Raw genomic sequence first — 22,112 nt, 5'->3', positions numbered from 1 at the left:
AAGCAAATTTCGCCCCCGAACAACAACCCCGCCCCAGGTCAAGGTAACGTTTGTCAGAAGATGGGCAAGAACCTGCCCGAGCCGCTGGCTTGGGCCTACACTTGGTATTTCGACTGATCAAAGAACAATCAAGCTGCCTGTTTTTTGATCAGCGACCTCGCTGTTTGCTCGTGAACTAGCCGGCAAGCTGAAAAAAATGTGCCTGCCTTGCGTAAGGTGAGTTTACTTACTACAAGTTATGGGTAGTATGTACGCCGGCTAATTTCCCAAGCTCGGGGAATTGCTTTATGGAAATGTCCACCTTAAGGGGAACACGATGAACAACGTTCTGAAATTCTCTGCTCTGGCTCTGGCCGCAGTTCTGGCCACCGGTTGCAGCAGCGTATCCAAAGAAACCGAAGCCCGTCTGACTGCTACTGAAGATGCAGCTGCTCGCGCTCAAGCCCGTGCTGACGAAGCCTACCGCAAGGCTGACGAAGCTCTGGCCGCCGCTCAGAAAGCCCAGCAGACCGCTGACGAGGCTAACGAGCGCGCCCTGCGTATGCTGGAAAAAGCCAGCCGCAAGTAATAGCCTTTCAGGCTATGAAGCCGATCCAGTTCGCTGGATCGGCTTTTTTATTGCCCTCACTTTTTCACCCCCCGTTTACCGGCTTAACCTGTCACCTCTCTCTACCCAAGAGCCTGAGTCATGCGCATCAAACTGGCGGGCAAAAGAAAAGCCCGCTGGCGTATCGCTCAGCGGGCTTACTTCAAGCGCGAATTTGCTTACAGCGCAGTGTTCAGCGTGCTGGCCGCCATCGCCGAATTGGGTTCGGCAATTTCCACCGGCAGGCCGTCTTCAGCCGCAACCACTTCACGCACCACGTCCCAGTCCAGGCGGATGGTGTTGACCAACTCCTCACGCTTGAGCAGCGCATTGATCACGGCGGTGTGCTTGTCCACCACCGACGGGTCGCCGTGGTCATCCAGCGGTGCGTGGGCTTCCAGATAGACCTTGCCGCCACTGACGCCGAACTTGTAGGGCTCGTTGATGATGCGCACTGGCGTGCCCACCGGCACCATGGCTGCCAAGGCCAGGACGTTGTTGTTCAGCATGCGGAAGCAACCGTGGCTAACGCGCATACCAATACCGAACTTCTTGTTCGAACCATGAATCAGGTAACCCGGCACGCCCAACTTGAACTTGAACGGCCCCAGCGGGTTGTCCGGGCCCGGAGGCACCACGGCAGGCAGCGGGTCGCCTTCCGCCGCATGCTCTTCCCGGATGGACTTGGGCGGATACCAGGCCGGGTTGGAGGTCTTGGCAGTAATGGTGGTGTGCGCGATGGGCGAACCCCAGCCTTCACGACCAATCCCCAGCGGATAGGTATGAACGACGTTCTGCCCTTTCGGGAAGTAGTACATCCGGTACTCGGCGAGGTTGATCACGATGCCTTCGCGCGGCCCCGCCGGCAAAATATAGCGGGTCGGCAGTATGATCTCGGTGCCCGCGCCAGGCAGCCAGGGATCGACGCCGGGGTTGGCTGCGACCATTTCCAGGTAGCCCAGGTCATTGGCAACGCCGATATCGGCGAAGGTGTCTTCGTACTTGGCCTTGATCACCTGAACCTGGCCGACGATGTCTTCGCCGGGCGGCGGCAGGGGCAACTCAAGGGCTGCAACGGGGCCAGCCACCAGCAGGGACGCTAATGACAGGGAGCGGGCGACGGCTGTAAAGCGCGGCAACATCCGGGAATCCTTGACAAATTGACTGATTAAAAGACTCGGAATTCTACACCGGCGCGAGCCGCACCGGGAGCCCTCAGGCTTCCGACCAGACCGAGTGCTGCCCCTGACGCTGAGCTTCGAGGGTAGAACGGCAGTTGGAGCACAGGCGACGGTCACGCAACAGCTGCAGCTCCAGAGTACTCCAGCGCGGCTGAGCGGGCAGCAGGCCACCGCAAAGAGTTCGATCGGCGAAACCTCCCAGTTCGAGCTGGCGTGCCACCAGATGCAGACGCACTTCGCGACAGGCGAACAGGTCGAGTTGCTCGTCAGGCTCTATTACTTTGTAGCCAAACAGGGACCAGACGGGGCGCGGCATGGAGGACTCCAGGGAGGGTGCGCAACATTAGCCGAAAGCGAGCCGCGGGAAAAGCGTCAGAGCATGGGTTCCAGGGTCGGCCACAGGTTGTCCAGCAACCGCGGCTGGGCCTGCGCCCGAGGGTGAATCCCATCGGATTGCATCATTTCCGGCACACCGCCCACCCCCTCGAGGAAGAAAGGTACCAGCGGCACCTGCTTCTCCGCGGCCAGCGTGCTGTAGACATTCGCGAAAGCCGTGATGTAACGAGCCCCATAGTTCGGTGGCAAGCGCATACCGAGCAGCAGCACCGAGGCACCCTGCTCCTTGGAGCTGTCGATCATGCTGGCAAGATTCTGTTGCAATTGCGCCGGCGGCTGGCCGCGCAATCCATCGTTGCCACCAAGCTCGATTATCACCAGTTCCGGCTTGTGCTCAGCTAGGAGCGCGGGAAGCCTGGACAGCCCACCAGCACTGGTGTCGCCGCTGATCGAGGCGTTCACCACACGCTGCTTGTAACCCTTCTCGGCAAGGCGTTTCTCCAGCAAGGACACCCAACCTTGACTGGATTCCAGCCCGAAAGCGGCACTGATACTATCGCCGACGACCAGCACGGTCCCCGCCATGGCCTCCTGCGCCAACAGAAACAGGGACAGGCAGCCGCCCAACAACCAGGCACGCATTGGATTCTCCATGAGCGCAAGCATTCTCGATGCGCGGAACCTTAGCAAAGTGGTTCCCAGCGCGGAAGGCGAGCTGACCATCCTTCACGACCTCTCCCTCAACCTCGGCAAGGGCGACAGCCTGGCCATCGTCGGCAGCTCCGGCTCTGGCAAATCCACCCTGCTTGGCCTGCTCGCCGGGCTCGACCTGCCCAGTGCCGGCGAAGTGCACCTGGCGGGCCGCGCCCTGTCGAGCCTGGACGAAGACCAGCGTGCGCGGGTTCGCGCAGAACATGTCGGCTTCGTGTTCCAGTCGTTCCAGTTGCTGGACAACCTCAACGCACTGGAAAACGTCATGCTCCCGCTGGAGCTGGAAGGTCACCGGGATGCCCGCGCACGCGCACGCCAACTGCTTGAGCGGGTCGGCCTTGGCCAGCGACTCAGCCACTATCCGCGCCAGCTTTCCGGTGGCGAACAGCAACGAGTCGCCATCGCTCGCGCCTTTGCCGCCGAGCCCGATGTGCTCTTCGCCGACGAGCCCACCGGCAACCTCGACAGCCATACCGGCGAGCGCATCAGCGACTTGCTCTTCCAGCTCAACCAGGAACGCGGCACCACCCTGGTACTGGTGACTCATGACGAGCGTCTGGCCCATCGCTGCCGTCGCCTGATCCGCCTCGAAGGCGGGCGCCTGGTCGAGCAGGTGGAGCCCTGATGCGACGACTGCCGTTCGCGCGCCTGCTGGCAATGGCCGCACGCCAGCTGTGGCGCGATGCCCACAGCGGCGAGCTACGCGTGCTGTTCTTCTCCCTGCTGGTCGCAGTCGCCGCCAGCAGTGCCATCGGCTACTTCAGTGCCCGCCTCAATGCCGCCATGCTGCTACGTGCAACTGAGTTCCTCGGTGCCGACTTGCTGCTCAGTGGCTCATCTCCAGCCAAGGCCGAACAGATCGACAGCGGCCTGCAGCTAGGCCTGAGGCACGCCCGCGCGGTGGAGTTCTCCAGCGTGATCGCCGCTGACAGCGGGATCCAGCTATCCAGCGTCAAGGCCGTCGACCTCGCCTATCCATTGCGCGGGGAACTGAAGAGCGCGGCGCAGCCCTATGGCGAAGAAACGACTGGCAGCGGCCCCGAACCCGGCGAAGCGTGGGCCGAGGCACGCTTGTTCGCCACCCTGAATCTCAAACCCGGCGACAGTATCGACGTCGGCCAGAAGACCCTGCGCCTGACACGGGTGCTGACCTACGAGCCGGATCGCGCCGGCGACTTCTACAGCCTCACCCCACGGGTGCTGATCAGCCTGGACGACCTCGAAGCGACCGGTGTAGTACAGCCCGGCAGCCGCGTACGCTATCGCGAACTCTGGAGTGGCCCTGATGAACGCCTGAGTCGTTACCGGGCTGCCATTGAACCCGGCCTGGAGGCCAACCAGCGGCTGGAAGACGCTCGCCAGGGTAACCGCCAGATCGGCGGCGCCCTTGGCCGTGCCGAGCGCTACCTGAACCTGGCCAGTCTCGCTGCCGTATTGCTCGCCGGGGTTGCCGTGGCCCTGTCCGCCGCTCGCTTCGCCGCGCGCCGCTATGACGCCAGCGCCTTGCTGCGCTGCCTTGGATTGTCTCGCCGTGAAGCCCTACTTCTATTCGGCCTGCAACTGGCGTTACTGGGCCTGCTCGCCAGTGCGCTGGGCGCCCTGTTCGGCTGGCTTGCGCAGGCGGTGCTGTTCAAACTGCTGGGCGGGTTGCTGCCAGCAGTGATTCCCTCCGGTGGCATGGTGCCAGCGTTGGCGGGAATCGCCACCGGACTGCTTGCCCTTGCCGGCTTCGCCCTGCCGCCACTGGCTGCGCTGGGTCGAGTTCCACCACTGCGGGTTCTGCGCCGCGACCTGCTGCCGCTGCCCCCCAGCGCCTGGCTCATATACGGTGCCGCACTTCTAGCCCTCGGCCTGATCATGTGGCGCCTGAGCCTCGACCTGAAACTCACGCTCGCACTGCTCGGCGGCGGCCTGGTCGCCGCCCTGTTGCTGGGCGGCGCGCTACTGGCTGGACTGAAAGGACTGCGGCGACTCCTGGCCAGTGCAACCCTGCCCTGGCGCCTGGGCCTCGGCCAACTGTTGCGCCACCCCCTGGCGGCAGCCGGACAATCGCTGGCATTCGGCCTGATCCTGTTGGCCATGGCGTTGATTGCACTGCTGCGCGGCGAACTACTGGACACCTGGCAAAACCAGCTACCGGAGAACGCACCTAACCATTTCGCCCTTAATGTCCTGCCTGCCGAGAAGGAGGCCTTCGCCAAACGCCTTGCCAGCCTCTCGCCCCACCCCACACCACTCTACCCAGTGGTGCCTGGCCGCCTCACCGCCATCAATGGCGAAGCTGTACGCAAGCTCGTCAGCAAGGAATCCCAGGGCGAGCGTGCCGTGCAGCGTGACCTCAGCCTGACCTGGTCGGCCATGCTGCCGAGTGATAACCGGCTGGTGGCGGGTCACTGGTGGACTGACCTGCCGAAAGGCGCGTTGCCGGGCGTATCGGTGGAAGCCAAGCTCGCCGAAAGCCTTGGGCTCAAGCTTGGCGACCGCCTCAGTTTCAGCGTGGGCGGCCTGCAGCGAGATGCCCAGGTGACCAGCCTGCGCGAAGTGGACTGGGACAACTTCCAGCCGAACTTCTACATGATCTTCGCCCCGGACACCCTTTCCGACCTCCCCGTCACCTACCTCACCAGCTTCTACCTGCCCCCGCGCCACGACCGCGAGCTGGTGGAGCTGTCCCGTGCCTTCCCCGCCGTCACCCTGCTGCAGGTGGAGGCCATCCTGGCGCAGCTGCGTAGCATCCTGGCCCAAGTCACCCTGGCCGTGGAGTTCGTGCTGCTCTTCGTCCTCGCCGCAGGTCTTGCCGTGCTGTTCGCCGGACTGCAATCCACGCTGGACGAGCGCATCCGCCAAGGCGCCTTGCTCCGCGCGCTCGGCGCCGAACGGCAGCTCTTGCTGAAGGCACGGCGTGCAGAGTTTGCGCTGCTCGGTGCCTGCAGCGGTCTGCTCGCGGCACTCGGCTGCGAACTGGTCAGCGCCCTGCTCTACCGCTTCGCCTTTGACTTGCACTGGCAGCCCCACCCCTGGCTGCTCCTGCTGCCGTTGCTGGGCGCCCTGCTGGTCGGTACCGCCGGAGTGATTGGCACGCGACGCGCACTCAACGCCAGCCCACTGACGGTCCTGCGCGAAGCTTGATAGGCTTTGCCTCCCGAATTCCTGCAGGACCGCCATGAGCCGTTATCGCCCACCCCGCACCGCCGGAACGCCCTTGATCACCCCGGAAGGCGAAGCCCGCCTGCGCGCTGAGCTCCATGAGCTGTGGCACGTACGCCGGCCCAAGGTCACCCAGGCCGTGAGCGAAGCGGCTGCCCAGGGAGACCGGTCGGAGAACGCCGAGTACACCTACGGCAAGAAGATGCTGCGAGAGATCGACAGCCGCGTGCGCTTCCTGACCAAGCGTCTGGAAAACCTCAAGGTGGTGCGCGAACGTCCGGCCGACCCCGGCAAGGTCTACTTCGGCGCCTGGGTGACCCTGGAAGACGACGATGGCGAGCAAGCCCGCTACCGCATCGTCGGGCCCGACGAATTCGACCTGAAGCAGAACCAAATCAGCATCGACTCCCCCTTGGCACGCGCCTTGGTGGGCAAGGCGCTGGACGCCGAAGTGCGGGTCAACGCCCCGACGGGGGAAAAGACCTGGTACGTGGTCGAGATCGATTATCCGTAGAGCGACGGGATTGGGGCGATACGCGACGAATCAACGGCGAGTAATCAGCCCCTGCCGCGCCACCCGCACCAGTTGGCTGAGCGCTTCTGGCAGCGCCTCCGCCGAAGGCGCCTGGATCACGGCCATGTCAAAGCTGTCGGACGAGAAACGCGCGAGCGACTCGCCTTCGCGAACGAACTGAATGAGGAAGTTGCGTGGGCGACCCCAGCGCTGGGGCCAACCTTCGAGATAACGCAGGAGTGTCGGCTGATGGGAACCGCCGAGCAGTATTCGGGGATTGCGCAATACCAGCCCAGTGGTGATCGGGGCTAGTCGGAGCAGCGGTTGGGGACAGGTCATGGTGTCATGTCTCCGCCTCATTGGATCCCGCTGGGCAGCGGTGAGAGGCGACACCGAACCAGCGCTTTAGCGGTATTTCGAAGTCTCTGAAGACTTCCGCGCCCCGCAAGTAGCTGACTAAATCGGCGCATGGGGCGACATCCTAGAGAAGCCCGCGCAATACTGTCAAGGCGACCACTTCGCCCTGCGAGACGCCCATGAGCACCCCGCCGCTGCGCCTGTTCTTCGCTATTCCCTGCTGCCCGCAACTGGTCCGCGACATCAGCGATTGGCGCGCCCGGAACCCCATCGATGGCAAGTCCGTGGCGCCCGAGAACCTGCACATGACCCTCGCCTTCCTCGGCTCGCAACCCCGAGGCCAGGTGGCGTCACTGGAGGCATTGGCCGCAAGCCTGACGCCCACGGCGTTCACCCTGCAGCTGGATCGCCTGGCGCGCTGGAAGAACGGCTTGCTGTACCTGGCACCGAGCAGGACTCCACCCGCCCTGACCGACCTGGAGCACAGTCTGCGTGAAACATTGCTAAGTGCAGGCTTCAACCTGGAGACACGCCCGTTCAAGCCCCACCTGACCCTGGCCCGCCACTGCCCGAGACTGCCCTCCGCACTCACCCCAACCTTCGATTGGCCGGCCACCGAATTCACCCTCTATGCCTCGGAAAACAGCGCCAGGGGCACCCGCTATCACGCCATCGGACAATGGCCGTTGCGGCCTCCGACCCCAGCCTGACGTTTCGCCCCGTAACAGGAAACTCGCCGACATCATTGGGTGAACGGATGTAAACATCTGCAAAAAGCCCAATCCAGAGCACTTATCCGCATCTCGCGTCCGGTGGCATGATTCCTGCCATTCGCCCTGCTTGAAGTGCACGCCCAGGATGGGCGTGGCCGCGCCACGGAATGCAGTCCGGCCCTCCCACGCACAACAGTCGAGAGCGCACATGAAGAAAAACAAGACCCTGCTCGCCCTATGCCTTGCCACCGGTCTCGCCGCCTCCGGACAGACCCAGGCCCTCTGGTTCGGCTCCAGCGGTTATACCCAGACCCGCTACCCGATCGTCCTCACCCACGGCATGCTCGGATTCGACAGCATCCTCGGCGTCGACTACTGGTACGGCGTTCCCTCTGCACTGCGCCGCGACGGCGCCCGCGTCTACGTCACCGAAGTCAGTCAGCTGAACACCACCGAAGCCCGCGGCGAAGAGCTGCTCGAGCAGGTAGAAGAAATCGTCGCGATCAGCGGCAGCCCCAAAGTCAACCTGATCGGTCACAGCCATGGCGGCCCGACCATTCGCTACGTGGCTGCCGTACGCCCTGACCTGGTCGCCTCCGCCACGAGCGTTGGCGCGCCACACAAGGGTTCGGCCACCGCCGACTTCATCCGCAACGTGCCGCCAGGCTCTGCCGGCGAAGTCTTGCTGGCCGGCATCGTCAACGGCCTGGGTGCGCTGATCAACTTCCTCTCCGGCAGCAGCAGCGACCTCCAGCAGAACGCCCTCGGCGCCCTGGCGTCACTCAACAGCCAAGGTGCCGCCGCCTTCAACGCCCGATTCCCGCAGGGACTGCCCACCACGTCCTGTGGAGAAGGTGCCTACCAGGTCAATGGCGTGCGCTACTACTCCTGGAGTGGAACCAGCCCGTTGACCAACGTGCTGGATGTCAGCGATGCCCTGCTCGGTGCCAGTTCCCTGGCCTTCAACGGCGAAGCCAACGACGGCCTCGTGGGACGCTGCAGCTCGCACCTGGGCAAAGTCATCCGCGACAACTACCGAATGAACCACCTGGACGAGGTCAACCAGACGCTTGGACTGACCAGCCTGTTCGAAACAGATCCGGTCACCGTCTATCGTCAACAGGCCAACCGGCTGAAGAACGACGGGCTCTGAGCCCCTTCCGCGGGGTCTTCCGGCCCCGCACTTGCCCAGCCTGCCGAGAGCTCCAGTGAAAAAACTTCTGCTGCTGCTTCCCATCGCCTTTGCCGGCGCCCTGGCCATCCTGCTGCAATGGGGCGGCAATCCGGCCCCGGCGGCCTCCGGCGGCGCCCCGCCACTCAGAACTGCCGCCACGCCAACCACACTGGCGGTGGCACCTACCACCGTCCTCGTTCCAGGCAATCCCCCTGTGACGCCGCCCAACAAGCAAGCCATGCCTGCGTCGCTGGCCGGAACGGACGTGGATGGCCGCTTCCATCTCGATGCCGCAGGCAACCTGCTCGTCACTGAGGACATCCGGCGCATCTTCGATTACTTCCTCAGCACCCAGGGAGAAGAACCCCTGAGCGGCAGCATCCAGCGCCTGTGGGGCCATATCACCGAGCAACTGGACGCACCGGCCGAGGAACAGGCACTGGCATTGCTTGACCAGTACCTCGATTACAAGCGCCAACTGGTGCAACTGGAGCGCGAACTGCCGCTGCTCGCCGACCTCACGGCCCTGCGCCAGCGGGAAGCGGCGGTACAAGCGCTGCGGGCGAGGATATTCAGCGCCGATGCTCATCAGGCGTTCTTCGCCAACGAAGAAGCCTACAACGGCTTTACGCTGCAGCGCCTGGCCATTCAGCGGGATACCGCCCTGGACCCTGCGGGCAAGGCTGCGGCCATCGACCAGTTGCGCAGCACTCTGCCCGAGGCACTGCAGGCCATGGCTGCCAGCCAGCTCCAGGCGGAACTCCGTGCCCAAGTGGGTGCGCTTCAGGCCGCAGGCGGCAGCCCTGAGCAGGTTCGCCAGCTGCGCCAGCAATTGGTCGGCGCCGAGGCCACGGCCAGGCTGGAAACCCTGGATCAGCAACGCCTGCACTGGCAGCAGCGATTGCAGGCCTACCTGAAGGAAAAAACGCGTATAGAGGCCAGCGAGGGCCTCAGTCCGAGCGACAAGGCTGCGGCCATCAGCCGCCTGGAAGAAGAAGGATTCAATCCGCAGGAGCGTTTGCGCCTCCGTGCCGCGGCCGAACTGGCAGCGGCACGGAAAAAGCAGCCCTGAAACGCAAAGAGGCCCGCCGAAGCGGGCCTCTTTCATTGCCTGGTTCAGTTGGCCAGGTTGCGATCCAGGGACATCTTGCCGGCACCTTCGATCAGCAGGGTGCCGCTGATCAGGGCGAGGATCATGGCGTATTCGTAGCCACCGTTGGTGATGAAGAAGCCGCTGGCCCAGTGCACACTGAACACGGCCACCACCATCGCAACGACCAGTGCAGCTGCGGCCGGACGCACCAGCAAGCCGATCACCAGGGCCAGGCCACCGAAGAACTCCGCACTTCCCGCCATCAGGGCCATGAGGTAGCCGGGAGTCAAGCCGATGCTTTCCATCCACTGCCCGGTACCCGCCAGGCCGTGACCGCCAAACATGCCAAAGAGCTTCTGTGCGCCATGAGCCATGAAGGTCAGGCCGGTAATGATCCGTAGCAAGGTGATGCCATAACCGGCGTTAGTAGCGAGGATGGGTTTGATCGGGTTGCTCATCGAGGTGTTCCTTGTGTTGTGGGAGTCGATGAACACAAGCTTAGTAGAATTATTTGATATTAAAATCGCAAATTTCTTAGCGAAATAATCGATTAATTCGATTATTTACGCGTCTTACCGGCCTTTTTCGAAGGTTCCAGTAGATAACGCTCGCGGTCGTACGCCAGGTAGTACTTGTTCACGCTGTTGACGTAGCTCACGACGCCCATACCCGCTTGCTCACCGGCGATGCGCTCCACCTGGAAGAACCATTGGTTCGAGTTCAGGCCACGGCGCCTGGCCTCGGCACGCATCGCCTGGACCCGCTGCGGACCAAGGTTGTAGGCAGCGAGGACAAAGGCCATTCTCTCGCGCTCGTCGAGTTGGGCGCTGGCGAAGAAGTTACGACGCAGCATGGCCAGATACTTGGCAGAAGCCTGCACGTTGTTATCGAGCTTCTGGATGTTCCCCACTCCGACGCTACGCGCCGCGCCGGGGGTGATCTGCATCAGCCCGGTGGCGCCGCTGGCGCCCTTGGCGGCGGGGTTCAGGCTGGACTCCTTATAGGCAAGCGCGGCCAGGCTGAGCCAATCGAAGTCGTGCTGGTCCGCGTAGCGCTGCAACACCGGGCGCACCCGTTCAAGGCGTTGGCGTTCGTTGCGCGCCAGGGGGTTATGCACCCTGTACAAGCGCCGATACACGCGCTGGAAAGCCGCGTCCTGGTCATCCGGCGCCCGGTACCCGGCCAGGAATCGGTTGACGCTGGCTCGCAGTGTCGGAGCATCCCGGCGGACGAACCAGGTCATGTCTCCCTGCCGGTCCAGCACCAGGTGCCTGTCGAGGCGCAGCTTGGGCATCACCTTGGCCCAGCGCTCGGCGATCGGCTGCTCCACCGCCGTCAGTGGAAAGATGCCGGCCTGGACCATCTCCAGCACATCCTCCACCGCCAGGGTCGGATCGACCCATTCAACAACGATGGGTGCCAGCTTACGCCCGGCAAGCTTCTCGTTCACCTGGCGCAACGCCTCGCCGGCGGCACTGCCCACGGGCAGCGCGATGCTACGACCGGACAACTGCTCCAGGCGTTGATAACGGCGCTGCCCCTGGCGGCTGACCAGCACCAGCGGCACATCCTTGCGCAGTGGCGCACTGGCGCTGACATTAGCGCCAACGCGCTGATTGATCAGTTCTCCCGGTGCCACCAGATCGCCCTCGCCTCGCTGTAGCGCAGCAAGCAACTGGTCCTTGGACCTGGGCAAGATCTTCAGCTTGATTTCACGCCCGTCGCGGGCGTTGCGGTTGAGAAACTGCTCGAAAGCACGGATGCGGTGGTACTCGACGCCGACCGGCTCGCCCTTGACCTCACCGGAGCTGTTGCGACTCTGGTTCACCAACACTTTGAGCACACCCGTGCGACGAATCTGTGCCAGGTCCCGAGCTTCTGCCGGCTGCTGCCAGACTTCCGGCGGCCCTGCCAGGCGCGCGCTCGCCGGATAGGGCAGCAGCGCCAGCAAGCAGAGCAGGAAGAGCAGCGGTCGCGTCATCGATTCTCCAGGGACTGGGCGGGGTGTCAGCGCGCGCCCGAACGTGTAGAGCTGCTGCGCCGCGAATCCTTGGCTGGCGAGCGAGGGGCGCGGAGAGTGTCACAGCTTCGCGCTCGAAGCCAGTCAAAGCGTGGTATCGACTTCAACATATGCCGCCAAGTTCCTGTAAATATTGATTTTTTTAGAATTATTTCGAGCTTTGTTATGCTGCCCTGCTCCAACCTGAGGTAGCACCATGCAACTCATCGACATCGGCGTCAATCTGACCCACCCCAGCCTCGCCCGCGACGTCCGGGCCCTGCTGGAGCGCGCCCGGGCAGCCGGCGTCTGTCAGTTGGTGCTGACCGGCACCAGCCTCGAAGACAGCGAGAAGGCCCTGCTGGCCGCCGAGCAACTGGATGAAAGCGGCCTGCGCCTGTTCAGCACCGCCGGCGTCCATCCCCATGAAGCGAGTGACTGGAACAGCGATAGCCAACGGCAACTGCGCGCGTTGCTGGGTGAAGCGCGGGTACGTGCAGTAGGCGAATGCGGCCTGGACTTCAACCGCGATTTCTCACCACGCCCGCAGCAGGAAAAAGCCCTGGAAGAACAATTGGCCCTGGCCGTCGAACTGGGCAAACCGGTGTTCCTCCACGAACGCGACGCCGACGAACGCCTGCTGGCCATCGTGCGGGAGTTCCGCGACCGGTTGACCGCCGCCGTCGTGCATTGTTTCACCGGCGAGAAGCGCGCTCTCTACGGCTACCTCGACCTCGACCTGCACATCGGCATTACCGGCTGGATCTGCGACGAACGCCGTGGCACCCACCTGCACCCCCTGGTGCGCGACATTCCCCGTGGCCGCCTGATGCTCGAAAGCGACGCGCCTTACCTGCTGCCTCGCTCCCTGCGACCCAAGCCCAAGCACGGCCACAACGAACCGGCCTTCCTCACCGAAGTGCTGCGAGAGGTCGCCCTGCACCGTGGCGAAAGCCAGGAAGAACTCGCCCTTCACACCACCGCATGCGCGCGCGCTTTCTTCGGGCTGCCGGCCACCGACTGAGCGACGCGACCCCGTTTCCTGTTGACTCGGATCAACTCCGGTAGGAAATTTCTGTCGGAAAATACTGGCACCTTGCCAATACTGTCCGAGTCACAAGAAGAACATCATGGGTACCTGGATTCGCGATATTTCCCTGAAGTACAAGTTCTGGGCCGTCAACGCGGTCGCCTTCTTCACCACCCTGCTGCTGGTCTTGCACGCGCTCCTCCTGGAGCAGCAGGGCCGTGCCGACGATGCCCGCGCCGCCGCCGCGACCCAAGCGCAGCTGCTCAAGTCCTGGCCCGCCGATCAGCCCCTTCCCGCTTCGCCCCGGATCATCACATTCAACGCTGGCAGCGCCCCGCAATTGCCCGGCGGCCACGCCCTGGCCAAGGCCAATGGCTGGGTGGCACTGGAGCACGACAACCTGCTCGGCAGTGATCCCACCACCGGCGCCCAGGTGATCGAGCGCCCCGACGGCCAGCGTGTCGCAGTGCTGGCCAGCAGCCCGAGCCTGATCCAGCTGTTCGGTGACCGCGCCATCGAGTATGCGATTTCCGTGTTCCTGCTGATGGTTGCCTTGCTGGCGGCATCGCAGCTGCTGATCCGATTCCTGCTCAGCCACCTGAACACCCTCAAGGACGTGATGCTCCACGTCGAGCGCAGCGGCGACCTCTCTGCCCGCGTGCCGCTCGACAGCCGTGACGAGGTGGGCCAGATGGCCAGCGCCTTCAATGCCATGCAGGCCGGCTACGAACGCGTGGTCAGCACCGTGGCCCAGGCCGTTGCCCGCCTTGACGAGGGGGCCGCACGCCTGGCCAACAGCATGGGTGAGGTCCGTCAGGGGATGCTCGGCCAGCAGAGCGAGACCGACCAGGCGGCCACCGCCATCAACGAGATGTCCGCCACCGTCCACCACATCGCCCAGCATGCGGCGGACACCCGCGACCAGTCGCAAAATGCCGACCAGCTAGCCGGTGCCGGGCAGTTGGTGGTGGAACGCGTCGAGCACTCCATCGCCGGGCTTTCCTCCGGGGTGCAGCAGACCGCCGAAACCATCCAGCGCCTGGCCGAGGACAGCCAGAAGATCAGCGGCGTGGTCAACGTCATCCACGGCATCGCCGAGCAGACCAACCTGCTGGCGCTGAACGCAGCCATCGAGGCCGCTCGCGCCGGGGAAATGGGCCGTGGCTTCGCCGTGGTGGCGGACGAGGTTCGCAACCTGGCCAAGCGCGTACAGGACTCCACTGACGAGATCACCAGCATGATCAACACGCTCCAGGCCGGTACGCGCGACGCGGTGGAGTTCATGCGAGAAAGCTCGATCAAGGCCGATGATTGCGTGCAGGCCGCCCATGAAGCCGGCGCGGCCCTGGCAGCCATCACTGGCGCGGTAGCGCAGATGCGCCAGAGCAACACACAGATCGCCGTGGCGGCCGAGCAACAGAGCCAGGTGGCCGAGGAAATGACCCGCGCGGTGGTGGGTATTCGCGACGTCACCGAACTCACCGTCAGCCAGACTGTGGAATCCGCCGCCACCAGCAATGAACTGGCGGGGCTGGCCAGCGAGCTATCCCAGGCCATACGCCAGCTCAAACTGCGCGCCTGACGACTCGCAGTGGCCTATCTGCTCCATAGGAAGAAGGCATTCGCCGGCTCGCAAGGGCCGGACTATGCTGCCGACATTCCCTCAAGGAGCCGGTCATGGGCAAACGACTTCCCAATCTGCATGCATGGCAATGGCGGACCTACGCCGACAACCACCAGCATCCCGCCAACCTGATCCTGCATGTGATTGCCGTGCCGTTGTTCATCGTCGCGGCGATCACCCTGGTCTATGGCTTGTTCAGCTTCAGCTTCCGGCCATTCGTGCTGGGGATCATCGGCATCATTGCCTCCCTGGCCCTGCAGGGGCGCGGGCACAAGCTCGAAGGGGTGCAACCAGAGCCATTCAGCGACCGCAAGGACGCCATAGGCCGACTACTGGTGGAGCAATTCGTCACCTTTCCGCGCTTCCTGCTCAGTGGCCAGTGGTGGCGCAACTGGCGCAAGAAGCGCTGAAAACCGGCGCACGGTAGTTCGCTGGAGCGGTGGAGTTTGCGATTCCCGTCTATCAGCACTGATGGGTATCGCTTCGCTCAACGCCATCCTACGGATACGGGATGACGACAGTTCCAGCCAAAGCGTTAGTGCCATGGATTGGGGCTCAGCCGAACACCACCACTGTCTGCCGACTCATGGCCACCAGTTCGCCGTCCGGCGTCCACAAGGCCGCCGCAGCGTGGCCATAACCATCGCGGGCATGCTCGATGCGCGCGCGGTACTTGCACCAGTCGTGGGTATCCAGCTTCGGTAGTGGCTGCACGAATTCGATGGTCCAGGTCAGGGTGCTGCCCGGTGCGGGCTCCGGCAGGTGCGGCACGGTAGCCGGCGGCCAGGCATCCACCAGGGCCAGCAGGTGGGCCTCGGCAATCGGTTCACGCGCCACGTCTCCACGGAAACGCACCCAGCCCCCCATGTCACGCTCGCGACTGTTGGAGAATGGCATGCCGCCAATGGACCAGCGCATGGCCAGATGACGGGTGAACTCCGGGGTAACGCCCGGAATGAAGGGCAGTTCGAAGCAGTCGGCAGCCGGCTTCATCTCGGGAGCGGGTTCAGCATCCATGCGCACCACCGACTGGCGCGACCCACCGAAACTGCCTTGCACCAGCGCTACCACCTGCCCCTTCTGCACCACGCGGCAGAACACCTGGCTCACCGCTTTACCCTCGCGCAACAACTCGGCCTCGAAACTGGCCGGTACTTCGGGCTCCAGAGGACCGACAAAGGTGGTCGCCAGGGAACGCACCGGCCGGCCCGGCTCGACCTTCGCCCGCATGGCTTCGAAGGCCAGTGCGGCGACCACGCCACCGAAGACCGCCCGCCCCTGCCCCCAGGTCGCAGGCACTACCACGCCGCTCGGAATGCTGCGAGCCGCCTGGATCAATTCGGAAAAGTTCATCAGAAATCCCTGTAGTGAAACGCCCAAGCGGCGATCTTAGGGCATTGCCTCTCCGGCTCGAAAGTCGCGCCGCAAGGCAGCCACGCCAACACCAAGGGGAGAACGGCCAAGGTCGGTTCAGGCGAGGCGCCGCAAGAGCTTCTCCAGCACCCGGTCCGAGCGAACTTCCGCCGCATGCAGCGCCACTTGCCAGGCGCGAATTCGCGGTCGCAGGTCCGGCTCCCGCTCCGCACGGGCCAGCCACTGGACATGGTCGTGCCACTTGCCCAGCGCGGACTGCGCCCCCACCAGCAGACGCCGGGTCTTGGGAGACAGCTCGACGACTCCCGGGTAAGCGTCCAGCCCATAGCGCAGGCGCTTGATCAGCAGACGCAGGCGATGCCGGTCGTGCGAGGGGTCGCGCAGCCCGTCTTCGAGCCGACGCCGACTCTTGGCAAGGAACTTTTCGATGGCCTTGCGCCCCCCCTTCAGCAGCCCTTCGCGATCACACACCCGCATCAGATGCGGCCAGGCGCCGAGCACCTGAAACAAGCGCGACAGTTCCGGCGCCAGGAGGAACTGCGCATAGCCGGTGCGCCGCGCTTGCTCGTGATCCTGCGTCAGTCGGTCCAGGCCGTGACTGCGAAGTTCGACGATCAGGACTTCCAGGTCCCGCAGCGGGCCGCTCAGCGTGGCCACGTCAGCCGCAGCCTGGCTCAGCACATCCACTGCGGGCAGCCCACGAAACGGACGCAGCAAGCTGCGCAGGCGCCTGGTCGCTACTCGCAGGTCATGCAGGGCCTCGTCATCCGTCCCGGCGGCCAGGCGTTCGATGCAGGCGTTCAGACGAATTTCAAGACCAATCACCTGAGCAATCAGGTCGTCCAGCGAACTGGCCATGTTCAGACTCTCCAGGTATCAGGCCCATACACGGGCGCGGCACTATTGAGCATGGATCATCCGCGCACGCCCCGCAGGCGCCAGGGCAATCCCTTACGTAGGGCACGCAGGGGCCTGGCCGGGTCGAGCCCCTGGCGACTGCCATAGCGGCTCGCTTCGAAAGCCCCAAGGAAAGCACGGATCAGCGCAGCCTGCCGCGGCAGCTCGCGAGCCGCTCGCTCAGCGAAGGCCCGCGGCCCTTCACCCTTGCCGCGCACCACGCCATGACGCGCCAGGAGCCGCTCGAAAACCTGGAACTGGCGCAATTGCGGGTCGCGTTCACGCCGCCAGGGGGCGAACAGAAACAGTGCCAGTACTGCCATCAGCACCGCGCCGGCCCCCACCAGGCCCACGCCGAGGGCACGGCTGTCCAGGCTGCCGAACCAGCGCCGCACCAGTTCGACCTGGGCTTCGCCCTGATAACCCAGCACCCAGCGCTGCCAGCCGTAATTGAGATTGTCCCAGGCAAGCCGAGCCTGGTTCAGCCAGGCCAACTGTCGATAGCGCAAGGGCGACAGGGGTGAACCCTCGAGGAAGCTCTGCTCCCCCGCCACGGCCTCTTCCAGGCCCTGCTCGATGCGGTTCGGCGCCACCTGGAAGGTCGGGTCGACACTGATCCAGCCACGCCCCGGCAACCAGTACTCCACCCAGGCATGGGCATCGAACTGATGCACCAGCACGTAGTTGCCGGCCGGATTGAGCTCGCCTCCCTGGTACCCGGCCACCACCCGTGCGGGAATGCCGGCGGCGCGCAAGACGAAGGTCATCGCACCTGCGTAGTGAGCGCAGAACCCCCGACGGGTATCGAACAAGAAACCATCGATATTGTCCGCCCCCAGCGGCGGCGGTTTGAGCGTGTAGACATAGGGTTCGCGGTGAAAATGCGCCAGCAGCGCATCCACCAGCGCCTGCGGATCGGTGTGCCGTTGCTTGAGCTCAGTCGCCCAGGCCCGCGTGCGCGGCTCGCCTTCGGGCGGCAACTGCAGGGTCCGGCTCAGTGTTCCGGGATTACCCTCGGGCTCGCGCACCGCCTGAGGCCAGGAAGTGACCTGGTAGAGCAGCGAACGGTCCACCGGCCGACGTCGTTCCAGACGGAAGTCGGCCGTGGCGCGCACGCCCTCCTCGCTCGTCTCGGCGACATCCAGACCAAACAGCCAGGGCCTGCCGCTGGCTTGCATGACGATGCTGTAGCGCAGCGCTTCACCTTCCTTGCGCCAGTCGGCAGCCGGTGCATGCTGGGCACCCAGGGACTGGGACCAGCGACGCCCATCGAAGCGCTCGAGAGTCAGCGCGCGCCAATAGAGCTGGCTCATCGGCGGCACCGGCCCATCGAAACTGGCGCGGAAGGCCAGATCGCCGGAGCGACTGAGTTCTGCGATGTCGGCCGGACTCATGGCATCCGACAGCCCCGTGACACCCTTGTCGTTCGGCAGCGGCAGTGACCAGAGCGGCCCCAGCCGCGGAAAAAACAGGAACAGCAGCAGCATCAGTGGCACCGCTTGCAGCAGCAGGCTGCCGGCGGCTTTCAGCGGCACCAGCGGGCGCTCGGCGAAGCGGCTCTGCTGCAGCCCCACCAGGGCGGCCAGCAAGGCACAGAGGGGCAAGAGGCTGTAGAGGGCGGCGAGCATGCCGTCGTTGAACAGGTAGGCAGTGACCTGGGTGAAGAAGCCCAGCAGGATCAGCACCAGGGCGTCGCGCTGGCTGCGCAACTCCACCAATTTGAGGATGAACACCGCCACCAGCAGCACGACGGCCGCCTCCAGCCCCACCAGGGTGCCCCGTGAGAGGAACACGCCCAGGGCCATGGCCAGGATCAGCGCGGCCTTGACCACGCCACTGGGGTACTGCGCACGCATGCGGAAGATCTGGATGCGCCAACCGGCGCAGCCCAGCCACATGGCGATGATCCACAGCGGCAGGTAAGGCAAGTGCGGCAGGATCACCAGCACCTGGGCGACCAGCAGCCAGGTGAGGCTGATGCGGGTGATCGGCAGGCCGGTCTTCATTGCTGCCCCCCGAACAGCGCCAGGGCGCGCAGGCAGGCCTCTCGATGGGCCTCACCGGTATCCGGCGCCAGCTCCTGCCTCCCCAGGCGCAAGCCGAAGGGCTGGCCGCGTGCGGAGAACTGCAACACCCAATGGCAGAGCAGGCCCAGGCGCTTTTCCAGGTCGCCGTCCAGCGGCTCCAGGTCAAGCCAGAGATCACGCCCGGCCAACGCGGCGAAGTCCTTCACGAACAAACCCTGCCCTCGCGAATAGGCCTTCCAGTGCAGGCGTCGGCGCGAGTCGCCCGGCTGGTAGGCACGCAGCCCCTGGTAGTCATCCGCGCCGGCGCCGAGCACATGCTGGCCATCGTCGCCGTCCTCGTCGCCGTGTCCCGGTATCAGCGGTAGATCGCCCTCCAGCGGCCGCGGATACACCAGCAGCGCCTGATCCAGGTCCACCCAGCTCCAGGCCACCAGCAGCCCGAGGGGATAGCGGCTTTCGACGCGCAAGCGCCCGGGCCGCAGCCAACCGCGGCGCTCGGTCGGCAGGTGCAGCTCCACCCCACAGGCGCCGTCAGCCACTACGTCCTGCACCTGCAGGGGCAAGGGCAGCCAGCCGAGGGCAATGGCCTGGTGTTCGCGGCCGCCACTTTCCAGGGTGACGTGGAAATGCGCCTGCTCGCCGAGGAACACCGGCGCGCCGCCCGCGGCCTTGAGGTTCAGCCCCGACAGATTACGGAAGGTATGCAGGATGGCCACGAGGAATATGGAGAGCAGCAGGAAGGTCAGCGCGTAGGCCAGGCTGTTCTGGTAGTTGATCGCCACCAGCAACATGGGCACCAGGGCCAACCCGAAGGCGGCGCCGGCGCGGGTGGGCAGGATGAATATCCGCCGCTGATCGAGACGTACCTGACTGGCCGGCGGGATACGCCGGGCCAGCCAGCGAGCGACCTGGAACTCCAGCATCAGAGCGCCGGCACTTCGCGCAGCAGCCACTGCACCAATGCGCCGCCGCCATGTCCTGAAGGATCGGCACGCTCACGCAGGCGGTGGCCGACCACCGAGGGCAGCACGGCCTGGACATCTTCCGGAATCACGTAGTCGCGTCCCGCCAGCAGCGCCCAGGCACGGGCCGCCGACAGCAGCGCCAGGCTGGCACGGGGAGAAAGCCCCCAGGCGAACTGCGGCTGGCTGCGCGTGGCGTCCACCAGGCGCAATACGTAGTCCACCAGCGCGTCGCGAGCCACCACCTTGGGTACTTCCGCCTGGATCAACCCCAGTTCGGCATGGGTGAAGACAGGCTCCATACGCGGTAACAGCGCGCGACGCGCCTCGCCCTGCAACAGGGCCTTTTCCGCGGCCCTGGCCGGATAGCCGAGGGAGAGGCGCATGAGGAAGCGATCCAGTTGCGATTCCGGCAAGGCGAAAGTGCCGCCCTGGCTCACCGGGTTCTGGGTGGCAATGACGAAAAAAGGCTCCGGCAGCGGGCGGGTCGCGCCTTCGATGGTCACCTGCCCTTCTTCCATGGCTTCCAGCAAGGCGCTCTGGCTCTTTGGGGTAGCCCGGTTGATCTCGTCGGCCAGCACCAGCTCGGCGAACACCGGGCCGGGGTGGAAGACGAACTGGCTGCTGTCCTTGTCGAACACCGAGGTGCCCAGGATGTCGCCGGGCAGAAGGTCCGACGTGAACTGGATGCGCTGAAAGCTCAGCCCCAGCACCTTGGCCAGGGCATGGCCCAGGGTGGTCTTGCCCATGCCGGGCAGGTCTTCGATCAAGAGGTGCCCGCGGGCCAGGAGGCAGGTCAGGGCCAGGCGCACTTGCGCTTCCTTGCCCAGCAGTACCTGGTTGACCGCGTGCAGACAGGCGTCCAGTTTCGTTCGCATTCATCGCTCCCTGTGTAATGCGACGATGCTACTGGCAGGCCGGACAATGGCAAAGCGCCCGGCAAACTTTACTCATGAAACTGTGCGTCAGCTCGCTGTGCCGGCCTCCGCATGGAGGTCACCGGAAAGGAAAGCCGCGCCCTCGCAGAACAGGTGCGGGTAAACGCTGGCCAGGTGGTCGAAGAACAGCGCCTCCGGCAGATCGTCGAACTGACCATGGTCCGCCAGGTATTCCATGTAGCGCTCGCCCTGGCGATTGAACGGGTGGAAGACACTGTCGTGACGGCCATCGAACTCCAGTGGCGGAACGTCGAAGAGACGGCACAGCGCCAGGTTGAACGCCGGCGTGGCCTTCACCCAGCGGCCGTCGAGGTACAGCTCGGTGTAACCGTGCATGGCAAACACTTCGCTGCGCAGCAATTCCAACAGCCTGGGCGTAGCCAGGTGGTTGCGCACATCCGCCAGCCCGATGCGCGCGGGAATGCCGCAATGCCGGGCGCAGGCGGCGAGGAGGATCGCCTTGGGCACGCAATAGGACTCCCCGGCAGCCAGCGCGTGGCTGGCCTTGAGTGTCTCGGGTACCCGGCTGAATACGTAGGGGTTGTAGCGGATCTCGTCGCGCACCGAGAGGTACAGGCTGACAGCCTGGTCAATGGGGTCGCGGCTGGCGCCACGGTGTCTTTCGGCGAACTCGACCACCAGGGGGTGGTCACTATCAACGAAGCGGCCGGGCTGCAAGTAGCGCTGCATGGAGGTTCTCCTCAGGGCAATGGCCCCAGTCTATCCAGCACTTTTCCGCTCGGGGTACGACATTCCGGCCAAGCTCGCCGTTCCTGTCGCCATGGTTACCGGTGGCGACCAAGCGCGTGACGGCCCTGCGCCGCCCTCAAGGAGGATCGAGACGGCAGATGCCCCGCAGCTTCGTGCCACTGAAACGGCGCGGCGACGCGTGATAGACGTGGACGACTTCGCCAAGGACGAACTCCCGCTCAGCCAGGGCAAGGTCCGCTGAGCCCGCAGGCAGGACAGCGGGCGCGGAGGACTTTATACTCCCGCGCCCGATCCAGCTTCAGGAAATCCGCCATGGCCAATCCCTACCTCGACCATCACCTCGCTCTGCTCGCCCACCTGCGCAGCATCCTGGTCGCCCTGGGCGAGGCCGAACAGGTTCCCGAGGAGAACCACGCGCTCTTCGTCGAACGTTTCGACGAACTGATGAGTGAACTGCCGCGCGACCCGGAAGGCAGCCTGTACATGGGCCAGGACCTGATCAGCCAGGTCTTCCACCGCTACCCGCAGATCGCCCACCTGGTGCCGCGCGACCTGCTCTGGTTCTTCGGCGGCGATTGCCTGCACTTCATGCCCGACGAGGAAATCGACCTGTTCCAGCGCCTCGACGAGCGCCGCTACGAGGCGGAACAGAACGATGAGCCCTTCGATTGGAACCAGGAGAAGCGGTTGCTAGCCCTGCCGGACAATGGCAGCAAGCACTGAGCCCCACTCCGGGGC

At 64.6% G+C, this 22,112-nt stretch carries 24 protein-coding genes; 12 read left to right on the top strand and 12 right to left on the bottom strand.

Annotated features, from left to right (window positions below; all coding sequences use genetic code 11):
* Positions 1-316 precede the first annotated feature (316 nt).
* A complete protein-coding gene (oprI, locus tag FFS60_RS22325; protein ID WP_003448337.1) occupies positions 317-568 on the top strand; it encodes an outer membrane lipoprotei OprI in 252 nt (83 codons plus the stop codon).
* A gap of 197 nt (positions 569-765) precedes the next feature.
* Here the strand turns inward: oprI and FFS60_RS22320 are convergent, their stop codons facing one another.
* The 3 genes from FFS60_RS22320 to FFS60_RS22310 all read right to left on the bottom strand — a co-directional run bounded on the left by FFS60_RS22320 (position 766) and on the right by FFS60_RS22310 (position 2,745).
* A complete protein-coding gene (locus FFS60_RS22320; RefSeq protein ID WP_028627313.1) occupies positions 766-1,728 on the bottom strand; it encodes a L,D-transpeptidase family protein in 963 nt (320 codons plus the stop codon).
* A 73-nt stretch (positions 1,729-1,801) separates the two neighbouring features.
* Positions 1,802-2,083 (bottom strand): hypothetical protein, encoded by a 282-nt coding sequence (locus tag FFS60_RS22315; protein ID WP_028627312.1) that lies wholly within the window; start codon positions 2,081-2,083, stop codon positions 1,802-1,804.
* Between the two features lie 56 nt (positions 2,084-2,139).
* Positions 2,140-2,745 (bottom strand): arylesterase, encoded by a 606-nt coding sequence (locus tag FFS60_RS22310; RefSeq protein WP_028627311.1) that lies wholly within the window; start codon positions 2,743-2,745, stop codon positions 2,140-2,142.
* 10 nt (positions 2,746-2,755) lie between these two features.
* Here FFS60_RS22310 and FFS60_RS22305 point away from each other — a divergent pair, with 10 nt between their 5' ends.
* The 3 genes from FFS60_RS22305 to greB are packed head-to-tail and all read left to right on the top strand — an operon-like array spanning position 2,756 to position 6,475.
* Complete coding sequence (locus FFS60_RS22305) at positions 2,756-3,439, top strand: ABC transporter ATP-binding protein (RefSeq protein ID WP_028627310.1); 684 nt, start codon at positions 2,756-2,758, stop codon at positions 3,437-3,439.
* Positions 3,439-5,943, top strand: coding sequence for an ABC transporter permease (locus FFS60_RS22300; protein WP_137823179.1), 2,505 nt, complete (start codon positions 3,439-3,441; stop codon positions 5,941-5,943). The genes FFS60_RS22305 and FFS60_RS22300 overlap by 1 nt, the downstream gene beginning before the upstream one ends.
* A 34-nt stretch (positions 5,944-5,977) precedes the next feature.
* Complete coding sequence (gene greB, locus FFS60_RS22295) at positions 5,978-6,475, top strand: transcription elongation factor GreB (RefSeq protein ID WP_028627308.1); 498 nt, start codon at positions 5,978-5,980, stop codon at positions 6,473-6,475.
* 30 nt (positions 6,476-6,505) lie between these two features.
* Here the strand turns inward: greB and FFS60_RS22290 are convergent, their stop codons facing one another.
* Positions 6,506-6,814 carry a hypothetical protein gene (locus FFS60_RS22290; protein ID WP_028627307.1) on the bottom strand — a complete coding sequence of 103 codons (309 nt, stop codon included), beginning with the start codon at positions 6,812-6,814 and terminating at the stop codon, positions 6,506-6,508.
* 197 nt (positions 6,815-7,011) lie between these two features.
* Here FFS60_RS22290 and thpR point away from each other — a divergent pair, with 197 nt between their 5' ends.
* From thpR to FFS60_RS22275, 3 genes are all read left to right on the top strand, one after another.
* A complete protein-coding gene (gene thpR / locus FFS60_RS22285) occupies positions 7,012-7,542 on the top strand; it encodes an RNA 2',3'-cyclic phosphodiesterase (RefSeq protein WP_137823178.1) in 531 nt (176 codons plus the stop codon).
* A 211-nt stretch (positions 7,543-7,753) separates the two neighbouring features.
* The gene (locus FFS60_RS22280; RefSeq protein WP_028627305.1) at positions 7,754-8,698 is read left to right on the top strand and encodes a triacylglycerol lipase; all 945 of its coding nucleotides are present in this window, start codon (positions 7,754-7,756) and stop codon (positions 8,696-8,698) included.
* A 55-nt stretch (positions 8,699-8,753) separates the two neighbouring features.
* Positions 8,754-9,791, top strand: a complete 1,038-nt coding sequence (locus tag FFS60_RS22275; protein WP_137823177.1) for a lipase secretion chaperone — start codon at positions 8,754-8,756, stop codon at positions 9,789-9,791.
* A gap of 44 nt (positions 9,792-9,835) precedes the next feature.
* Here the strand turns inward: FFS60_RS22275 and FFS60_RS22270 are convergent, their stop codons facing one another.
* On the bottom strand, positions 9,836-10,270 hold the full coding sequence (locus FFS60_RS22270; RefSeq protein ID WP_028627303.1) for a DoxX family protein: 435 nt from the start codon (positions 10,268-10,270) through the stop codon (positions 9,836-9,838).
* Between the two features lie 101 nt (positions 10,271-10,371).
* Positions 10,372-11,793 carry a transglycosylase SLT domain-containing protein gene (locus FFS60_RS22265; RefSeq protein ID WP_028627302.1) on the bottom strand — a complete coding sequence of 474 codons (1,422 nt, stop codon included), beginning with the start codon at positions 11,791-11,793 and terminating at the stop codon, positions 10,372-10,374.
* Positions 11,794-12,028: 235 nt separating this feature from the next.
* Here FFS60_RS22265 and FFS60_RS22260 point away from each other — a divergent pair, with 235 nt between their 5' ends.
* The 3 genes from FFS60_RS22260 to FFS60_RS22250 all read left to right on the top strand — a co-directional run bounded on the left by FFS60_RS22260 (position 12,029) and on the right by FFS60_RS22250 (position 14,875).
* Entirely contained in the window at positions 12,029-12,835 is an 807-nt protein-coding gene (locus FFS60_RS22260; protein ID WP_028627301.1) for a TatD family hydrolase, read from the top strand.
* A 106-nt stretch (positions 12,836-12,941) separates the two neighbouring features.
* Entirely contained in the window at positions 12,942-14,423 is a 1,482-nt protein-coding gene (locus FFS60_RS22255) for a methyl-accepting chemotaxis protein (RefSeq protein ID WP_137823176.1), read from the top strand.
* Between the two features lie 95 nt (positions 14,424-14,518).
* Positions 14,519-14,875, top strand: a complete 357-nt coding sequence (locus FFS60_RS22250) for an Mpo1-like protein (RefSeq protein ID WP_028627299.1) — start codon at positions 14,519-14,521, stop codon at positions 14,873-14,875.
* Positions 14,876-15,020: 145 nt separating this feature from the next.
* Here FFS60_RS22250 and FFS60_RS22245 read toward each other — a convergent pair whose 3' ends face one another.
* The 6 genes from FFS60_RS22245 to FFS60_RS22220 all read right to left on the bottom strand — a co-directional run bounded on the left by FFS60_RS22245 (position 15,021) and on the right by FFS60_RS22220 (position 21,353).
* The gene (locus tag FFS60_RS22245; protein ID WP_137823175.1) at positions 15,021-15,818 is read right to left on the bottom strand and encodes an acyl-CoA thioesterase II; all 798 of its coding nucleotides are present in this window, start codon (positions 15,816-15,818) and stop codon (positions 15,021-15,023) included.
* 117 nt (positions 15,819-15,935) lie between these two features.
* Positions 15,936-16,697: a CHAD domain-containing protein gene (locus FFS60_RS22240; RefSeq protein WP_137823174.1), complete on the bottom strand. Its 762-nt coding sequence runs from the start codon at positions 16,695-16,697 to the stop codon at positions 15,936-15,938.
* A gap of 56 nt (positions 16,698-16,753) precedes the next feature.
* Entirely contained in the window at positions 16,754-18,742 is a 1,989-nt protein-coding gene (locus FFS60_RS22235; protein WP_137823173.1) for a DUF3488 and transglutaminase-like domain-containing protein, read from the bottom strand.
* Complete coding sequence (locus FFS60_RS22230) at positions 18,739-19,686, bottom strand: DUF58 domain-containing protein (RefSeq protein WP_137823172.1); 948 nt, start codon at positions 19,684-19,686, stop codon at positions 18,739-18,741. Before FFS60_RS22230 ends, FFS60_RS22235 begins: the two co-directional genes overlap by 4 nt.
* Positions 19,686-20,603: a MoxR family ATPase gene (locus FFS60_RS22225; RefSeq protein WP_028627294.1), complete on the bottom strand. Its 918-nt coding sequence runs from the start codon at positions 20,601-20,603 to the stop codon at positions 19,686-19,688. Before FFS60_RS22225 ends, FFS60_RS22230 begins: the two co-directional genes overlap by 1 nt.
* Positions 20,604-20,690: 87 nt before the next feature.
* Entirely contained in the window at positions 20,691-21,353 is a 663-nt protein-coding gene (locus FFS60_RS22220; protein ID WP_137823171.1) for a transglutaminase family protein, read from the bottom strand.
* A 19-nt stretch (positions 21,354-21,372) separates the two neighbouring features.
* Between FFS60_RS22220 and FFS60_RS22215 the strand changes: the two genes are divergently transcribed.
* Together FFS60_RS22215 and FFS60_RS22210 are read left to right on the top strand one after the other, a co-directional pair.
* Positions 21,373-21,615 carry a hypothetical protein gene (locus tag FFS60_RS22215; protein ID WP_137823170.1) on the top strand — a complete coding sequence of 81 codons (243 nt, stop codon included), beginning with the start codon at positions 21,373-21,375 and terminating at the stop codon, positions 21,613-21,615.
* Between the two features lie 71 nt (positions 21,616-21,686).
* Positions 21,687-22,097 (top strand): PA2817 family protein, encoded by a 411-nt coding sequence (locus tag FFS60_RS22210; protein WP_028627291.1) that lies wholly within the window; start codon positions 21,687-21,689, stop codon positions 22,095-22,097.
* The last annotated feature ends 15 nt before the right edge of the window (positions 22,098-22,112 follow it).

This window comes from Pseudomonas sp. D(2018), assembly GCF_005502555.1.
GTDB classification, from domain to species: Bacteria; Pseudomonadota; Gammaproteobacteria; order Pseudomonadales; family Pseudomonadaceae; genus Metapseudomonas; species Metapseudomonas resinovorans.
Note: the sequence above shows the minus strand (reverse complement) of the source record. Positions and strands in the feature narration are given on the sequence as shown.